Here is a 14,391-nt window from a genome sequence, read left to right as displayed (position 1 = left end):
GACTAATGACTAATGACTAATGACTAATGACTAATGACTAATGACTAATGACTAATGACTAATGACTAATGACTAATTAGGCAAAGCCAAATAAGGAAAAGTCGGTTCTAAAGGTTTGTGTCCCTGAGCCGGATTTCCCGGAGTTCCGTTATAAGAAACGTTATCGCCAACCGGAGAACCCACCAAAGCTCCCAGAGTAATATCAATAACGTCGTCCATCAGCATACGACCTCCGATCAAGCTTCCTTGAGCATTTGTAGCGCTAGCGTAGCCGCTGGTTTTTGTGGTATCAATCCGCATGACATCGGGCAAGAAAGCTCCGGCGATCGCATTTGGATCGACATTATCCCGACCGTCCAAAAGATCCACAGCATTCAGAGTAGCAACAGCTTCCTGCCGCACCGGAGCAGCAGCAGCGCTCAAATCCGATCTGGGAGGAATATTATTGAATGCTTCCAGATAAGCGGGAGTAACTATCAAACCCTCATTAATTGCAGGTCTTGCCAAACGCTCGAATTGTTTAAAACCGCCAGCTCCATCCCGGATCGAAACTGTTGACCAAACATCAAAAGTATTCGCCCCACTTCCTGCTTGCAAAAACGCTTTCGGAACGCGCACAGCAATTGTATTGACATTGTAACCTTTAGTAAAGTCGATCGCTTGACTCGGTTCTTTAAAAGCAGTGCGCGGCCCCGTTCCCAAAGCTGCGGCGCGAACTCGGAAAAATTGTTCCACATCAAAGAAAAACGGGTCTTCGCGTAAACCCGCAAATACAGTCAAGTTAGAACCGCCCACAGGTACTGTATTCAAAACAGCATTAGAATTCAGCGGAGTTGTAGCAATTAGCCCGCCGTTAACTGTAGTCTTAGCAACAGTCTCCGAGCCACCGCGAACAACAGTTACAGCTACCGCTTGCATACCTCTATTGTTAGGCGGACTGAAGGCAAACCGCAAGATAATATCCGAACGTCCAGTAGGTGTAGAATTCACGTCACCTACCTGGGTGATGTGAAATTGGTAGAGGGCTGTAGTGCTGAAATAATATTGATAACGGGCGACAGACCTGGGATTTGAATTCATGGTAAATACTAAATCCCCGTCCGCAGCACCGGAGTTTTGGTCTTTTTCGCGATATACATATAGGTCAGTTAAATTGACCGCGCGACCTTTGATATCTACTTCGCCGTCGTCGTGGTCAGAAGCGACAATTATCCCTGGAGTTAATAGAGCAATTAGAGCTACTTCAATAGCTAGTATGGTTCGGCGAATTTTTTTTGTGAGCTTCACAGTTAGCACCTTTATTTCAATGAATTTTTTGCACAAATCAATGGTAAATAACCCGCATTCGCGGGTTGGACTTTTGTAGCAACAGGTTGAAATCTGTCAACCTGTCGGGCTTTTGCGCTGTTGCTGAGCCGTCTCCTATTGGTGGTATACGAAGGTTTGGCAATTTTGGATCTGTGCTGCCAGACTAATTTATGTAAAAAAGTGGCTAATTGAGGATTTACTCGTTCCCGGACTATCCTTGGGAATGCCTGCTCCCAGACACGGCTTCCCTCGATAGAGCGGAGCCAGAGCCTCGCTTAGAGGGGTTTCCCGGCTCTTATTGGGAGCGAGCCGACAGAGATTGGGAACGAGTGAATGGCGCTGTTTTGACTGTTCAGGCTCCGGGCATTTCTTCGTGCTGCATAAAGCGGATTGCTAAGTCTCAACCAAATAATTAATTAGGTGGTAAAATCCAAGATGACTTGGGATTTTTACAATTCAAAGCACGACAAAATTAGCCTGAAAAGGCATACTATAGCTGGTAGCCCCAACTTCAAACTTACAATTATGTTCTGTAGTGATATACGCCGAATTTTTTATTTTGGATCTGTGCAGTCAAAACAAAAATTTTAGGTACACTGAGATGACAGGCCAGAAGTCAGGCGATGAATCGCTGCTTTTAGTGCAGATTGCCCAGAAAGACCAAACGGCATTAGCTAAACTTTACGATCGCTACGGTCGCCCAAGTTACGCTCTCGCTTACAAAATCCTGGGTTCGGTAGAAGAAGCTGAAGAAGTGGTACTCGATGTTTTTTCCCAAATTTGGCAAAAAGCAGCAACTTACGATCCTTCTCGCAGTCGAGCAGATACCTGGTTGTTCATGCTTACCCGCAGTCGTTCCCTCGATCGGCTCCGATCAATCCAGCGAACAGTCCGGGCTGCTGAAGCTTGTCTGGAAGAGGCTAAAGTACCCATCTCTAGCGTTGCAGAACCGATGGAAGATGCAATGTTTAAAGAACGCAGGGAACAAGTCAAAGCAGCCTTAGAAAAACTGCCAAAGGAACAGCAACAGGCGATCGAACTCGCTTACTACCAAGGGCTGACTTGCGCGGCGATATCAGCTAAAACTGGTATCCCGACAGGTACAATCAAAACCAGAATTCGATTGGGTATTTCCAAATTGCGTCAAGCTTTGAGCGAAGAATTTTAGATTGTCAAAAAATTAAATTTAAGTTGTTTAACATCAATCTCAAATTGTGGCATCTCCCATCATCCATCTTGAGTGCGAGGGCAGCAGACCAATTTCAAGTTTAAAATTAACCTAGGCTGAATTACAATTAATGGCGGAAAACAGATGGAAATGATGCCAGACGAGGAGTATACAATCCTTGCAGCCCTTCAAGCTCTCGATACCCTCGACGAGTCAGAACGTGGCGCATTTGCAGAGAAATTGAAAGAGTCCCCAGAACTTACAAGCGAATTAGCTGCTTTTGAATCCACAATTGCCGCGATCGCCTACACAGCCCCCCCAGTTCCTGTCGCCCCCGACCTCAAAAACCGCCTGTTCCAGCGCATAGCCGAACTGCCGCCAACCCCGCCCGAATCTGCCAATATAAAGCCAATTGCTACTTCCCCAACAGAGAACAATACTCCATCTTTAATCGTGCGATCGCACGATGTCAAATGGAAATCTTATGGAGTTCCGGGAGTTTCGTTCGGCAAGCTTTACATTGACAAAAAAAAGCGCGAAATAACCTGCTTGATGCGACTCGAACCGGGAGTAACATTTCCCATGCACCGACACGCTGCCTCGGAGGAAGTGCTTGTATTAGAAGGAGACTTAATTGTAGAAGGGGAAATTTGCCATCAAGGCGACTACATTCGCTCGGTTCCCGGTTCCACACATTCGCCCCTCACACAAGGGGGATGTTTGCTGTTAATGAAAACTTCCCTAGACAACGAAATGTTCGTCTGATATTATTTTTGTTGAATTGCCTACAGCTTGGAGCGCGGGTTTATGTAGATTTTTAGTTATAAGTATAGATGGTTGGTGAAACCCGCCCCTACAATTATTTCGGTTAATTTACCGGACACGATCTCACTCAAAAACACCCGCATTGCTCCGCAGTCGGCGGTTAGAAATGCCAACTATATCACGTAATTACAATGCTAAAATACTCGCATATAACTGCTGTTTTGTCCGCCCTTATTATACAATTTGTACCCAGCAACCAAAGCGCGGTCGCCCAAGAACGCGAAGGATGTTTTCTTGTTAATTCAGTGGGAGAAGTAATTAACTTAAATTTGTTGTGTTCGCCTCAAGAATCAGACATTAAGCTGACAGGAAACGATGGGAAATTTCTCGAAGACTACAAACGCTTAGCAAAAAGCTACTCTCCCGAAGCAACGGATAATTTACTGCAAGCAATCCGAAGGGCCCCTGGTCAAAAAATTGCGGCCGCTAAAAGAATGTGTGCGGAAGCAAAATCGGGAGTTTCTCTGCCGGAAGTTAAATTAAGAGCGATCGGGCAAGCTGTCAGTATCGAAAATCCAACTGCCAAAGAAAGTTTTCTGGCGGATGCCGATATTATTACTACTCTTGCCACCAACCATTATTGCCCGGAATTAGCCAGTAAGTAATATCATGAAATCTGTAGGGACACGGTAAGGCAGCATCTCTGTTGTGATTTTACAGGAGTGCAAGGGGGACGTTCGCACTTCTAAAAAACCCTTTTTACAAAACTGAGATTCTCCCACGGTAATACGGCGTCTTTACTGGCAGTTAAAATATTAATTGTTATTTTGTCGGGCAACGATCCATGAAATTACCGGACATGAGATGAAACATTTAAAATCAAGTTCCGCCGACTTGCGGGATTTATTCAAAGACAGCATTACAGTTAAATACCTCGCGGAACCGCTGAAAGCTGTCCCCGCTTGCGAAGATGCAGCCAAATTGCGATCGTGGATGGAGGCCCGCGATTTTGACGTGCTCGGTATCGAAGAAAATGGCACGGTTTGCGGCTATGTAGAACGATCGCACTTAAAGACAGGCAAGTGCAGCGACTACCAGCAAATTTTTCACCCCTCGGAATTAATCGCCGCCGCCACTCCTTTGATGGAATTGCTGCCGCTGCTGCGAGAAAAACCGAGATTATTTGTATTGGAAAGCAACAGGATCAACGGTATCGTTACCTGCGGCGATTTGCAAAAAGCACCGGTGCGGATGCTGCTGTTTGGATTGGTGACGCTTCTGGAAATGAATTTATTGCGGATAGTGCGGATTTACTTTCCCCAAGATTCTTGGCAGAAATTGCTTAAGGGCGATCGCATTTTAGCAGCAAAACACCTTTGGGAATTGGGGCGATCACGAAATGAAGCAATTGACTTAATCGATTACCTGCAATTCTGCGACAAGCGAGATTTAATCCTGACTTCTGCTGAAATAGTCGATCGGCTGGGGCTCAAATCCAAACGCTACGGGGAGCGTTTTTTAAAGTCAGCAGAAGCATTGAGAAACAAATTAGCTCACGCTCAAGATTTAATTAACGGTTCTTCTTGGCCGGAAGTAATTTTTTTAGCTCAGGAAATAGAAGCGCTTTTGCAGCGTTGCGAAGAAATTGAAATGGCCGCACCTAATGAAGTAGAGAGCATTTAATCCTCGTCTTTTATAGAGAGACTTTGTTTGTAGTGTCGCCATTTCTGGAGCATCTCATATTTGTAAAAACACTTCTTCGGGCTCCTTCCTTCTTCCTTCTTCCTCTTTTCTCCTGGCTCCTGACTCCTGACTCCTAACTCCCATTTCTAGCTGGGCTGCTTTCATTGAGATGCTCCCGCCATTTCCATCGCCTATTTTGATAGAGGAAGGTGCGCCGAAGCGCACCCTAGATTTAGTTTGTAATTTTTAGTTTCCTGTTGGTATACTTAGGAACCCAGCCTTGAGCACTGGTGTAATACTGCAAGGCTTTCAAGTACAGCGACGGAGTGAGATAAAACCAATGTTCGGTATTAGCCGGCACTTTAATGTATTCTTCAGCTTCCAGCATTAATTGTACCTGAGAGCCGTTAGAATACACAAACCCAAAAACGCATTCCCCAGCTAAAATGTGAAGAACTTCTGCATCTGTGTGGGTATGAGTGCGATCGCTTTGAGTCATCAGCGCGTAAATCTGCTGCGAACCTGGATGCAGCACTTTTAAGTCGCACCACCGATATCCGCTGGCGCGCTTAAACTGTTCAAACTCGCTATTATATGCTGCGAGAATCTGCTGTTTTTCTGTTACATTGAGAATGTCTTGAACTAGCAGTTCTTGAAACGCCGGATTTTCGTTGGTGGGCAGGGAATCGATCTCAATATTTAAAACTGCCAGTTGACTGGCGATCGCCCGGATATCCGTATATGTTCTACCGTCTTCTAGTTGCAGAACAGCCATATTACCACCTAATTTGTTGAGCTTTGAGGGAAATTTAGTTTCCATTTTTAAGCTACTGTTTTAAGCTTTGGTCAAAAACTAAACTCCTGCTTATTTTCAATAATAGCCGATCGCTAAAATTCCATGTCCTGCCTTGCCAATCATCAAAGCAATACCACTCATCAAATAATTTTGTGGGTTTTTTAACTTTTATTTAATAATATTTACTGGAGTTAATGTAAGGTGCACCATAAGCACCGCACACCTTAACTAAAAACTCAAAACTTTCAAATCAGCATCCCCGCGATACAAGCAGTCATAAAACAAGCCAAAGACCCAGCAATCATCGCCCTCACGCCCAACCTCGCCAAATCGCCTTGCCGCTGCGGGGCCATCGCGCCAATTCCCCCAATCTGAATCCCGATCGAACCAATGTTAGAAAACCCGCACAAAGCATAAGTCGAGATAATTTGCGATCGTTCAGAAATCGCCTGTTGTTTCACCAATTCCATCAAATCTAAATAAGCAATAAACTCATTCAAAATCGTTTTTTTTCCCAAAACAATCCCCACCTCTGCACAATCAGCCCAAGGCACCCCCATCAGCCAAGCAACCGGAGCCATCAAATAAGCTAAAATTAATTCTAGCGACAACTGAGGCAAACTAATTAGCCCTCCAAACCACCCCAAAAGCGCATTAAAAAAAGCTAACAAACCCAAAAAAGCAATCAGCATAGCGGCCACATTCGCCCCCAACTTCAACCCGTCGCTAGCACCCGAAGCCGCCGCATCTACCGCATTAGCATAAACCTGATCCACCTTCACCTCCACCTCCCCAGCAGTCAGCGACTTTTCAGTTTCTGGGTACAGCAATTTAGAAATAGCCAAAGCTGCTGGTGCAGACATCACCGACGCCGCAATTAAATGTTGAGCCGGTACTCCAAAAGAAATATAAGCTGCCATGACTCCGCCGGCAATTGTGGCAAATCCTCCCGTCATGACAGCATGGAGTTCCGAGAGCGTCATCGCCGCCAAATAAGGTTTAATTAACAAAGGAGCTTCCGTTTGCCCGATAAAGATATTCGCAGCACAAGAAAGCGTTTCTGCACCAGAAGTTTTCATAGTTTTAATCATCAACCATGCCACTGCTTGCACAACTCGCTGCAAAATTCCGTAGTGATAAAGTATGGTGATAAACGAAGAGAAAAAAATGATAGTCGGCAGCACTTTAAAAGCGATAAAGTGTTCAGCAAAATTATCTCCAAATATAAACTTTGCCCCGGCATCAGAAAAATTGAGAAACTGCGTCACCATATCTCCCAAAAATTTAAAGACAGCCAAACCCGGAGCAGTTTTAAGAATCAAAATAGCAAAAATTAGCTGTAAAGCAATTCCCCACAATACGGGCGGCCACTTGACAGCGCGCCGATCGACTGAAAAGGCGTAGGACAAACCGACAAAAACAGCTAACCCGAATACAGAAATAAGTCGTTCCATTTAGCAATTTTTAGAGAAGGTGCAGCAAGCTTTTATCGTTACCAGGCTCTGGTAATCCAGATTAACAGTCCGAGCCTTCTTTATCTCGTTTCCAGAGGTCGCCATGAGTTCGCGGCGCTGGCAACACAGCCCCGGAGGGCGTATAATACACGATGCAGCCCGATCGCATACAATCTGGGCCAGTTTCGCTTACAATAAAAGGCTAAACCTCAAAATCACGGCGCAGCCTAATTGCTGCTACTTTTATGTCTCTACCTATAGTTGCTATTATTGGACGCCCCAATGTAGGCAAATCGACGCTCGTCAACCGTTTAGCCAACACCCAAGACGCGATCGTCCACGACGAACCAGGAATCACGCGCGATCGCACTTACAGACCAGCATACTGGGGCGATCGGGAATATCAAGTCGTAGACACCGGCGGGCTAGTATTCGACGACGAGACAGAATTTCTGCCTTTAATTCGCGAACAAGCAATGGCAGCCCTCGCAGAAGCCAGCGCAGCCATTTTCGTAGTTGACGGAAAAACCGGGCTCACCGGCGGCGACGAATCGATCGCATCTTGGCTGAGACTGCAAAAAGTCCCAGTCATTCTCGCAGTCAACAAATGCGAATCCGAAAATACAGGGCTTACCCAAGCAGCAGACTTTTGGCAATTGGGGCTCGGAGAACCTTTCCCAGTTTCCGGCATTCACGGCAACGGCACCGGCGAATTGCTAGACAAATTAATAACTTATCTTCCCACAGAAGTATTACCCGAAGTTGAGGAAATTAAAGTAGCAATTATCGGTCGTCCCAACGTCGGCAAATCGAGTTTGTTAAACGCATTTCTCGGAGAAAACCGCGCCATAGTCAGCCCGATTTCCGGCACTACCCGCGACGCGATCGACACCTTAGTAGAACGCAACGGTCAAACCTACCGCCTGATTGACACAGCCGGAATCCGCAAAAAGAAAAACGTCGAATACGGCGCAGAATTTTTCGGGATCAACCGCGCTTTCAAAGCCATCCGCCGCGCCAACGTCATACTGTTAGTAATTGACGCAATTGACGGCGTTACGGATCAAGACCAAAAATTAGCCGATCGCATCAGCCAAGAAGGTCGCGCCTGCATCATAGTCGTCAACAAATGGGACGCTGTAGAAAAAGACTCCGACACCATCTACGAGTACGAAAGAGAAGTAAGAACCCGACTTTATTTCCTCGACTGGGCAGAAATGATTTTTGTTAGCGCCATGAGTGGACAGCGAGTTGAAAAAATCATTGAATTAGTAGACAAAGCCTCCGACGAACACAAACGCCGCGTCCCTACCGCCGTCATTAACGAAGTCATAGAAGAAGCCACAAGCTGGCACTCAGCCCCAGTTACCCGCCAAGGAAAACAAGGCAAAATCTATTACGGTACTCAAGTGCGATCGCAGCCACCGACAATTGCGCTATTTGTCAACGATCCCAAACGCTTCACCGAAAATTACCGCCGCTACATGGAAAGCCAATTCCGCAAACATCTAGGCTTTACCGGTACACCAATGCGGCTACTTTGGAGAGGCAAAAAAGTTCGTGCCACAGAAATGAGCACAACAAACAGAGCACTGCGCGTCAAGTAATTTTAGATTTTAGCTTTTGGATTTTAGATTGAAGAAAAGATGCTGTTAGATGATATAATTTGTTGCCAATTACAGCCCAATTTTTCATCTAAAATCTAAATATCGGATGAATGAACAAGAGTTTAAACACAGAACCAAGCAGCTAGCATTAAGAGTTATTAAGCTAGTAAGTTCACTGCCAAAAAATACCGTTTCCGAGGTAATTGGCAAGCAGTTAATTCGTTCAGCAACTTCTGTAGGGGCTAACTATCGAGCAGCTTGTCGCGCTAGGTCAACAGCAGACTTAATTGCCAAACTCAGAATAGTGGAAGAAGAAGCGGATGAATCTTTGTACTGGATGGAGTTGATAGTTGAAGCTAAATTAGTAGATGCCACTAATTTGAGGAGTATCATGTCAGAAACGAATGAAATTTTAGCGATGACAGTTGCCTCCATCAAAACTTTAATTGCTAAAAACCCAGCAGCAAACCGCAAATAAAAAAATCTCAAATTCCCCAAAAATTCCCAAGCTAAAATCAACAAAGAAATAAAACAATCCCCAATCAATCAAATAGTCCCCAATCAATCAAATAGTCCCCAATCAATCCCCAGTCAATCAAACAATCCCCAATCTAACAATCCCCAATCAATCAATCAAAAAATCCCCAATCAAAAAATCTAAAATCTAAAATCTAAAATCTAAAATCGCAAGATGGACTTACTTAGATCGCTCCCCATTGGACTCTACCTAGAACAACCCGTAACCTGGCTCCATCGGCTAGACTCCCGCGTCAAATTAGCTTGGTTGATGACATTTCTGATTGCGCCAATACTCGCCAATCCCATCTGGCGGTTGATGCTAGTAGGAATGTTAATCGTACTGACACTAACAGCAGCAATTCCCTGGCGCGTGTGGAAACAGCAAATGGGACTGCTGCTGCTATTCTGCCTATTAATATTTTGCCTCAGCGCGATCGCCCCCGACGGACTCCCCGCAGAACACCAGCCCCGCATCCCCGCCGACGAATTAACATTTTCCCAACAGCCCGCAACTCTTCCACCCCCGCCCCAACCAAAACCCTGGTACAAACCTTTTAACTTAGGCTCAAACCCCCCAATCCCCAATCCCAAAGCCCAAAGCCCAAATCAACTCCCCCAACCCACAAACTACCGTTACGTTGTATTCAAACAAGGCCCGATTAAAATCACCCGCAAATCCCTAGATTTAGCTATTAACGTCAGCACCCTATTTTTCACAGTAATTTACAGCACCAACCTCTACCTTCTCACCACAGCCAGCGAAGAAATTACCGCCGCCCTTGAAAACTTAATGCAGCCCTTGCGCCGCTTGAACTGGCCTATTACCGAAATAGCCTTAACATTAACTTTATCTTTGCGATTTATTCCCCTAGTATTGGAAGAAATACAAAATTTAGTGCGATCGGTCAGAACCAGAGCGATAAACTGGAAAAAACTCGGATTTCGCAGCGCCGCTCAAGTGTGGTTGATGATAGCCGAGAGGCTGTTAGAAAACTTGCTCCTGCGAGCTGAACAAATAGCCAGCGCCATGAAAGTTCGCGGCTTCACCAGTCCCGATCGACACCGTGTAGAATGGCACCAATTGCAATTGAAAATCCGAGACTGGATCGCCCTCGGCTGCTTGCTCCTCCTCTGGAGCGCCCGCTTTGTTTGGGGGTGGGACAGTTGAGATTTTAGATTTTAGATTTTAGATTTTAGATTGATTGATTGATTGATTGATTGATTAGATTTGAGATTGAAGAATTGGGAATGACTGATGAAGCTCGTCGTTTGGAGTACAGGCCAACATTTGAGTAAGTTTTGTCTGGTGCGCGACAGTCCTGCTAAAGTAATGGAGACAAATATTTAGAGAACCAAGACCTTGAACATCTATCTTGGGACAGATGTTGCGATTTTAGATTTTAGATTTTAGATTTTAGATTGAAGAATTTTGAAGAATTGGGAATGACTGATTCTAGCGGGGTTTCGAGCACTGGTCTACATTTGAGTAAGTTTTGTCTGGTGCGCGACAGTCCTGCTAAAGTAATGGAGACAAATATTTAGAGAACCAAGACCTTGAACATCTATCTTGGGACAGATATCGTATATGTTCCGCGCATACAAGCCGCATTAGACCGGTTTGGCGATCGCTTCCTCGAAAAAGTTTACACGCCCGCCGAACAAAGGGATTGCGGACAACAAAATTCTCAACACAGCAGCATTAAAGGTAAAATGAATCGAGTTTCCTGCAACCAACTAGCGGGGCGCTGGGCAGCAAAAGAAGCCGTTGTCAAAGCTCTAGGCACGGGATGGCGGGGAATACGGTATGCAGATGTGGAAATTCGGCGCTCCGAAAACGGTGCTCCAAACGTGCAACTGCACGGAACCGCGGCAGCACAAGCCTCTGTTTGGGGAAATTGCCAGTGGCAATTGAGCCTCAGCCACGACGGAGACTATTGCACGGCTACGGCGATCGCCCTTTGTACCCCGCTCTCAAACAACGCCGTCGGGCGATCGAGCGAAACTAAAATCTAAAATCTAAATCTTTAATCTAAAATTGATAGATTGTGAGTGTGAATGACTACCGAAACTTACCTGAATCATCCAAACTTTGGCCTCCTCTTCAGGGTATCCCAGGTTGAAGACAGCCAAGAATTATTTACCACCCTATACGCCCAACGCCTGTTTTTTTTGGTGACAAACGGCCCTGGCGGGCTGAGATTTGAACCAATCAGTCGCTCCGACGCTCGCCTCATGGTCGAAATTCGCCTGCGAACCCTGCGTCGCAGCGGTCAATATCAGGAGTACGACCAATTGCAGACCATTCACCAGCGCACATTTCAATAACGAAAATCAATAATTTTGTAATTGGTAACTGTCTAAATTTTCCTTCCCTCCCGTCAAGAGCGTTGAGCACCCATGACCATAGCCTCTCGAATTAACAGCATTCGCCAACACTTGCCGGAATCAGTGCGGTTAATTGCCGTTACCAAACAGGTACCGACTGATGCTATCCGCGAAGCATACGAGGCCGGTATCCGGGATTTTGGTGAGAGTAAGGTTCAAGAGACTGCCGAAAAACAAAGCCAACTGCAAGATTTACCTGATATCAACTGGCACTTGATCGGGCACTTGCAAGCCAACAAAGCCGCCAAAGCCCTAGAGCATTTCCAGTGGATTCACTCTCTCGACAATTTAAAACTCGCTCAGCGACTTTCGCGCTTGGCGGGGGAACAGTCCTGCTCTCCCCAAGTCTGCCTGCAAGTCAAAATGTTGCCCGACCCGGACAAATACGGCTGGAGCGTTCCAGAACTGCTGGCCGACCTTCCAGAACTCAGCAAATGTCAGCATCTCAAAATTCAAGGTTTGATGACAATTCCTCCGCTGGGGTTAAATGAGTCGCAAATCCTAGAATTATTTAACAGCACTCGCGAACTTGCTGACAAAATCCAGCAGCAAAATTTGCCCTACATTCAAATGCACCAGCTCTCGATGGGGATGTCGGGAGATTATCATTTGGCAATTCAAGCAGGTGCTACTATGGTACGGCTAGGACAAACCTTATTTGGCTCTAGGAGGGGATAAATAATTGAAATCTTCTGATAAAGACAATTTGGGTTAAATATAGAATAGTCAGCCACCCGCGACTAACGCGCAACGCGAGTATAGTCGGGGCAGCAAAGTCGTAAAGGAAGGAGCGTGAATCATGAATATTTTTTCTAAACTGCGAGATTTTGTAGGCATCAACAATGAGCCTGAGTACGATGACGTGTACGACGAAACGGAAGGGGAGCGCTATCAGAACTTCTACCAAGCGCCTGAACCCAACCCCGCTGCAGTCGCAGCGGAAGAAGAACGTCGTCAAAATCGTAGAATGCGAGAGCGGTCAGTAGTAGGATCGACAGGTATGGATGTCGTTGCACCAACCGGGGGAGTAGGGTCAGTAATGAATAACGTGATTGGAATGCCTGGAGCTATGAACGGGATTTCGGAAGTAGTAGTAATGGAGCCGCGCACTTTTGAAGAGATGCCGGCAGCAATTCGAGCCCTTAAGGAACGCAAGTCTGTGGTTTTGAACCTGACGGTGATGGACCCAGACCAAGCGCAAAGAGCTGTGGACTTTGTGGCGGGCGGTACTTATGCCCTTGACGGTCATCAAGAGCGAATTGGCGAAAGTATTTTCTTGTTTACGCCTAGCTGCGTGCAGGTGAGAACTCAGTCTGGTGTGGTTCACGAAGTGCCTCCTGCTCAAGGACGCCCTCGTGCTGCTGCTCCTGCACCCACAGTCTGGCCGGCAGAACAAGCTACCATCGCTCAGTAGTTATTAGTCAGTAGTTATTAGTCATTAGTCATCTGTCTTTAGTCTTTAGTTATTAGCCAGTAAGCTTTTAACTAGCCAGCTCCTGAATTTTGTATTCTGCAAGTTCTGGGCGCTTAACTATTAGCTAAGGCGGTGGACTGATAACTAATGGCAACTAATAATTAATGACTAATGACTAGCATAAAATAGTAAGGTGCGTCGCTTTCAAATTTTAGCTCGAACTTGTAAATTGTTGCGGGCGACGCATCCTACAAGGTAGCACTGTAGACTAATGACTAATGACTAATGACTAATGACTAATGACTAATGACTAACATAAAATTTGGTACGATCGGCGGTGGGGTAATGGGAGAAGCTCTCTTATCCCGCTTAATAGCACAAAAAGTTTATTTACCTTCAGAAATATTGGTGAGCGAGCCTGGGGTAAAGCGCCGCGAGTTTTTGGCTAACAAATACGGGATTGGAACAACAGCCAGCAATCTAGAAGTTGCTGCCGCTACAGAAGTGCTGTTTTTGGCGATTAAACCGCAAGTTTTTGATACGGTAGCTTTGGAGTTGGCGGTGGCGGCCGATCGCAAACAAGGAAATAATGGAGAAACGGCTAATTCCCAGCCAGAAGCGCTGGTAGTGTCGATTTTGGCAGGAGTGCCACTGAGCAAGCTCGAACCCGCGTTTCCGGGGCGGGGAGTGCTGCGGGTGATGCCGAATACTCCGGCCACGGTAGGAGCAGGAATGAGCGCGATCGCTCCGGGAAAACTTGTTCAACCGGCTGATTTAGAATTGGTAAAGCGCATCTTTCAGGCCGTGGGAGAAGTGGTAGAAGTGCCTGAGAGTATGCTAGATGCGGTGACTGGGCTTTCTGGTTCCGGGCCTGGTTATGTAGCAATTTTGATTGAGGCCTTGACAGATGGTGGAGTTTGTGCTGGCTTGCCACGGGCGATCGCCTCTCAATTAGCTTTGCAAACTGTATTCGGTACGGCGAAGCTAATGCAAGAAACGGGAATGCACCCGGCACAATTGAAAGATCAAGTTACAAGTCCCGGCGGCACAACTATTGCGGGAATTGCTAAATTAGAGAGTAACGGCTTTCGTTCTGCGCTGATAGAAGCAGTGAAAGCAGCTTGTTTGCGTTCTCAAGAATTAGGTAAATAAAAACAGAGAATTTAAGATGGCTTATAGCGACTTCAAGCTGAAGGAACTTGTCAAGCAATTTGACTTAGGAATGAGAATTAAATAACTTCCACTCTTGAAAGTGGGATGGGCGTCCCGCCCGTCCTTTTTGGACGGGCGGG

General features: G+C 46.0%; 15 protein-coding genes. 12 read left to right on the top strand and 3 right to left on the bottom strand.

The window, feature by feature from the left end:
- Positions 1 to 72: 72 nt before the first annotated feature.
- Positions 73 to 1,287, bottom strand: a complete 1,215-nt coding sequence (locus QUB10_RS32045; RefSeq protein WP_333207162.1) for a DUF4331 domain-containing protein — start codon at positions 1,285 to 1,287, stop codon at positions 73 to 75.
- A 622-nt stretch (positions 1,288 to 1,909) separates the two neighbouring features.
- On the opposite strand from QUB10_RS32045, the gene QUB10_RS32040 reads away from it, so the two are divergent.
- The 4 genes from QUB10_RS32040 to QUB10_RS32025 all read left to right on the top strand — a co-directional run bounded on the left by QUB10_RS32040 (position 1,910) and on the right by QUB10_RS32025 (position 4,924).
- Positions 1,910 to 2,476: a sigma-70 family RNA polymerase sigma factor gene (locus QUB10_RS32040; protein WP_333207161.1), complete on the top strand. Its 567-nt coding sequence runs from the start codon at positions 1,910 to 1,912 to the stop codon at positions 2,474 to 2,476.
- Positions 2,477 to 2,620: 144 nt separating this feature from the next.
- Positions 2,621 to 3,241: a cupin domain-containing protein gene (locus QUB10_RS32035; RefSeq protein ID WP_333207160.1), complete on the top strand. Its 621-nt coding sequence runs from the start codon at positions 2,621 to 2,623 to the stop codon at positions 3,239 to 3,241.
- A gap of 191 nt (positions 3,242 to 3,432) precedes the next feature.
- Complete coding sequence (locus QUB10_RS32030; protein WP_333207159.1) at positions 3,433 to 3,906, top strand: DUF732 domain-containing protein; 474 nt, start codon at positions 3,433 to 3,435, stop codon at positions 3,904 to 3,906.
- Positions 3,907 to 4,105: 199 nt separating this feature from the next.
- Entirely contained in the window at positions 4,106 to 4,924 is an 819-nt protein-coding gene (locus tag QUB10_RS32025; protein WP_333207158.1) for a hypothetical protein, read from the top strand.
- A 232-nt stretch (positions 4,925 to 5,156) separates the two neighbouring features.
- Here the strand turns inward: QUB10_RS32025 and QUB10_RS32020 are convergent, their stop codons facing one another.
- Both QUB10_RS32020 and QUB10_RS32015 read right to left on the bottom strand, forming a co-directional pair.
- Complete coding sequence (locus QUB10_RS32020) at positions 5,157 to 5,744, bottom strand: acireductone dioxygenase (protein WP_333207157.1); 588 nt, start codon at positions 5,742 to 5,744, stop codon at positions 5,157 to 5,159.
- Between the two features lie 221 nt (positions 5,745 to 5,965).
- On the bottom strand, positions 5,966 to 7,174 hold the full coding sequence (locus QUB10_RS32015) for a NupC/NupG family nucleoside CNT transporter (RefSeq protein ID WP_333207156.1): 1,209 nt from the start codon (positions 7,172 to 7,174) through the stop codon (positions 5,966 to 5,968).
- Between the two features lie 245 nt (positions 7,175 to 7,419).
- On the opposite strand from QUB10_RS32015, the gene der reads away from it, so the two are divergent.
- The 8 genes from der to proC all read left to right on the top strand — a co-directional run bounded on the left by der (position 7,420) and on the right by proC (position 14,251).
- Positions 7,420 to 8,781, top strand: coding sequence for a ribosome biogenesis GTPase Der (der, locus tag QUB10_RS32010; protein ID WP_333207155.1), 1,362 nt, complete (start codon positions 7,420 to 7,422; stop codon positions 8,779 to 8,781).
- Positions 8,782 to 8,887: 106 nt separating this feature from the next.
- Positions 8,888 to 9,259: a four helix bundle protein gene (locus tag QUB10_RS32005; RefSeq protein ID WP_333207154.1), complete on the top strand. Its 372-nt coding sequence runs from the start codon at positions 8,888 to 8,890 to the stop codon at positions 9,257 to 9,259.
- 213 nt (positions 9,260 to 9,472) lie between these two features.
- Complete coding sequence (locus QUB10_RS32000) at positions 9,473 to 10,468, top strand: energy-coupling factor transporter transmembrane protein EcfT (protein ID WP_333207153.1); 996 nt, start codon at positions 9,473 to 9,475, stop codon at positions 10,466 to 10,468.
- A gap of 386 nt (positions 10,469 to 10,854) precedes the next feature.
- Positions 10,855 to 11,313, top strand: coding sequence for a holo-ACP synthase (gene acpS / locus QUB10_RS31995; protein WP_333207152.1), 459 nt, complete (start codon positions 10,855 to 10,857; stop codon positions 11,311 to 11,313).
- A 42-nt stretch (positions 11,314 to 11,355) separates the two neighbouring features.
- Entirely contained in the window at positions 11,356 to 11,625 is a 270-nt protein-coding gene (gene pipX, locus QUB10_RS31990) for a transcriptional coactivator PipX (protein WP_006634205.1), read from the top strand.
- A 72-nt stretch (positions 11,626 to 11,697) separates the two neighbouring features.
- Positions 11,698 to 12,363, top strand: a complete 666-nt coding sequence (locus tag QUB10_RS31985) for a YggS family pyridoxal phosphate-dependent enzyme (protein WP_333207151.1) — start codon at positions 11,698 to 11,700, stop codon at positions 12,361 to 12,363.
- Positions 12,364 to 12,484: 121 nt separating this feature from the next.
- A complete protein-coding gene (locus QUB10_RS31980; RefSeq protein ID WP_333058022.1) occupies positions 12,485 to 13,099 on the top strand; it encodes a cell division protein SepF in 615 nt (204 codons plus the stop codon).
- Between the two features lie 306 nt (positions 13,100 to 13,405).
- A complete protein-coding gene (gene proC / locus QUB10_RS31975) occupies positions 13,406 to 14,251 on the top strand; it encodes a pyrroline-5-carboxylate reductase (protein ID WP_333141028.1) in 846 nt (281 codons plus the stop codon).
- Positions 14,252 to 14,391: the final 140 nt, after the last annotated feature.

The organism is Microcoleus sp. B5-D4 (assembly GCF_036705145.1).
In the GTDB taxonomy this organism is placed as follows: domain Bacteria; phylum Cyanobacteriota; class Cyanobacteriia; order Cyanobacteriales; family Microcoleaceae; genus Microcoleus.
Note: the sequence above shows the minus strand (reverse complement) of the source record. Positions and strands in the feature narration are given on the sequence as shown.

What these genes read in the sequence shown, in the direction of transcription:
- QUB10_RS32035 (WP_333207160.1), top strand. Translation starts at nt 2,621, where the DNA reads ATGGAAATGATGCCAGACGAGGAGTATACAATCCTTGCAGCCCTTCAA.
- QUB10_RS32030 (WP_333207159.1), top strand. Translation starts at nt 3,433, where the DNA reads ATGCTAAAATACTCGCATATAACTGCTGTTTTGTCCGCCCTTATTATA.
- der (WP_333207155.1), top strand. Translation starts at nt 7,420, where the DNA reads ATGTCTCTACCTATAGTTGCTATTATTGGACGCCCCAATGTAGGCAAA.
- QUB10_RS32015 (WP_333207156.1), bottom strand. Translation starts at nt 7,174, where the DNA reads ATGGAACGACTTATTTCTGTATTCGGGTTAGCTGTTTTTGTCGGTTTG.
- proC (WP_333141028.1), top strand. Translation starts at nt 13,406, where the DNA reads ATGACTAACATAAAATTTGGTACGATCGGCGGTGGGGTAATGGGAGAA.
- QUB10_RS32000 (WP_333207153.1), top strand. Translation starts at nt 9,473, where the DNA reads ATGGACTTACTTAGATCGCTCCCCATTGGACTCTACCTAGAACAACCC.
- QUB10_RS31985 (WP_333207151.1), top strand. Translation starts at nt 11,698, where the DNA reads ATGACCATAGCCTCTCGAATTAACAGCATTCGCCAACACTTGCCGGAA.
- QUB10_RS32005 (WP_333207154.1), top strand. Translation starts at nt 8,888, where the DNA reads ATGAATGAACAAGAGTTTAAACACAGAACCAAGCAGCTAGCATTAAGA.
- QUB10_RS31980 (WP_333058022.1), top strand. Translation starts at nt 12,485, where the DNA reads ATGAATATTTTTTCTAAACTGCGAGATTTTGTAGGCATCAACAATGAG.
- QUB10_RS32020 (WP_333207157.1), bottom strand. Translation starts at nt 5,744, where the DNA reads ATGGAAACTAAATTTCCCTCAAAGCTCAACAAATTAGGTGGTAATATG.
- QUB10_RS32025 (WP_333207158.1), top strand. Translation starts at nt 4,106, where the DNA reads ATGAAACATTTAAAATCAAGTTCCGCCGACTTGCGGGATTTATTCAAA.
- QUB10_RS32040 (WP_333207161.1), top strand. Translation starts at nt 1,910, where the DNA reads ATGACAGGCCAGAAGTCAGGCGATGAATCGCTGCTTTTAGTGCAGATT.
- pipX (WP_006634205.1), top strand. Translation starts at nt 11,356, where the DNA reads ATGACTACCGAAACTTACCTGAATCATCCAAACTTTGGCCTCCTCTTC.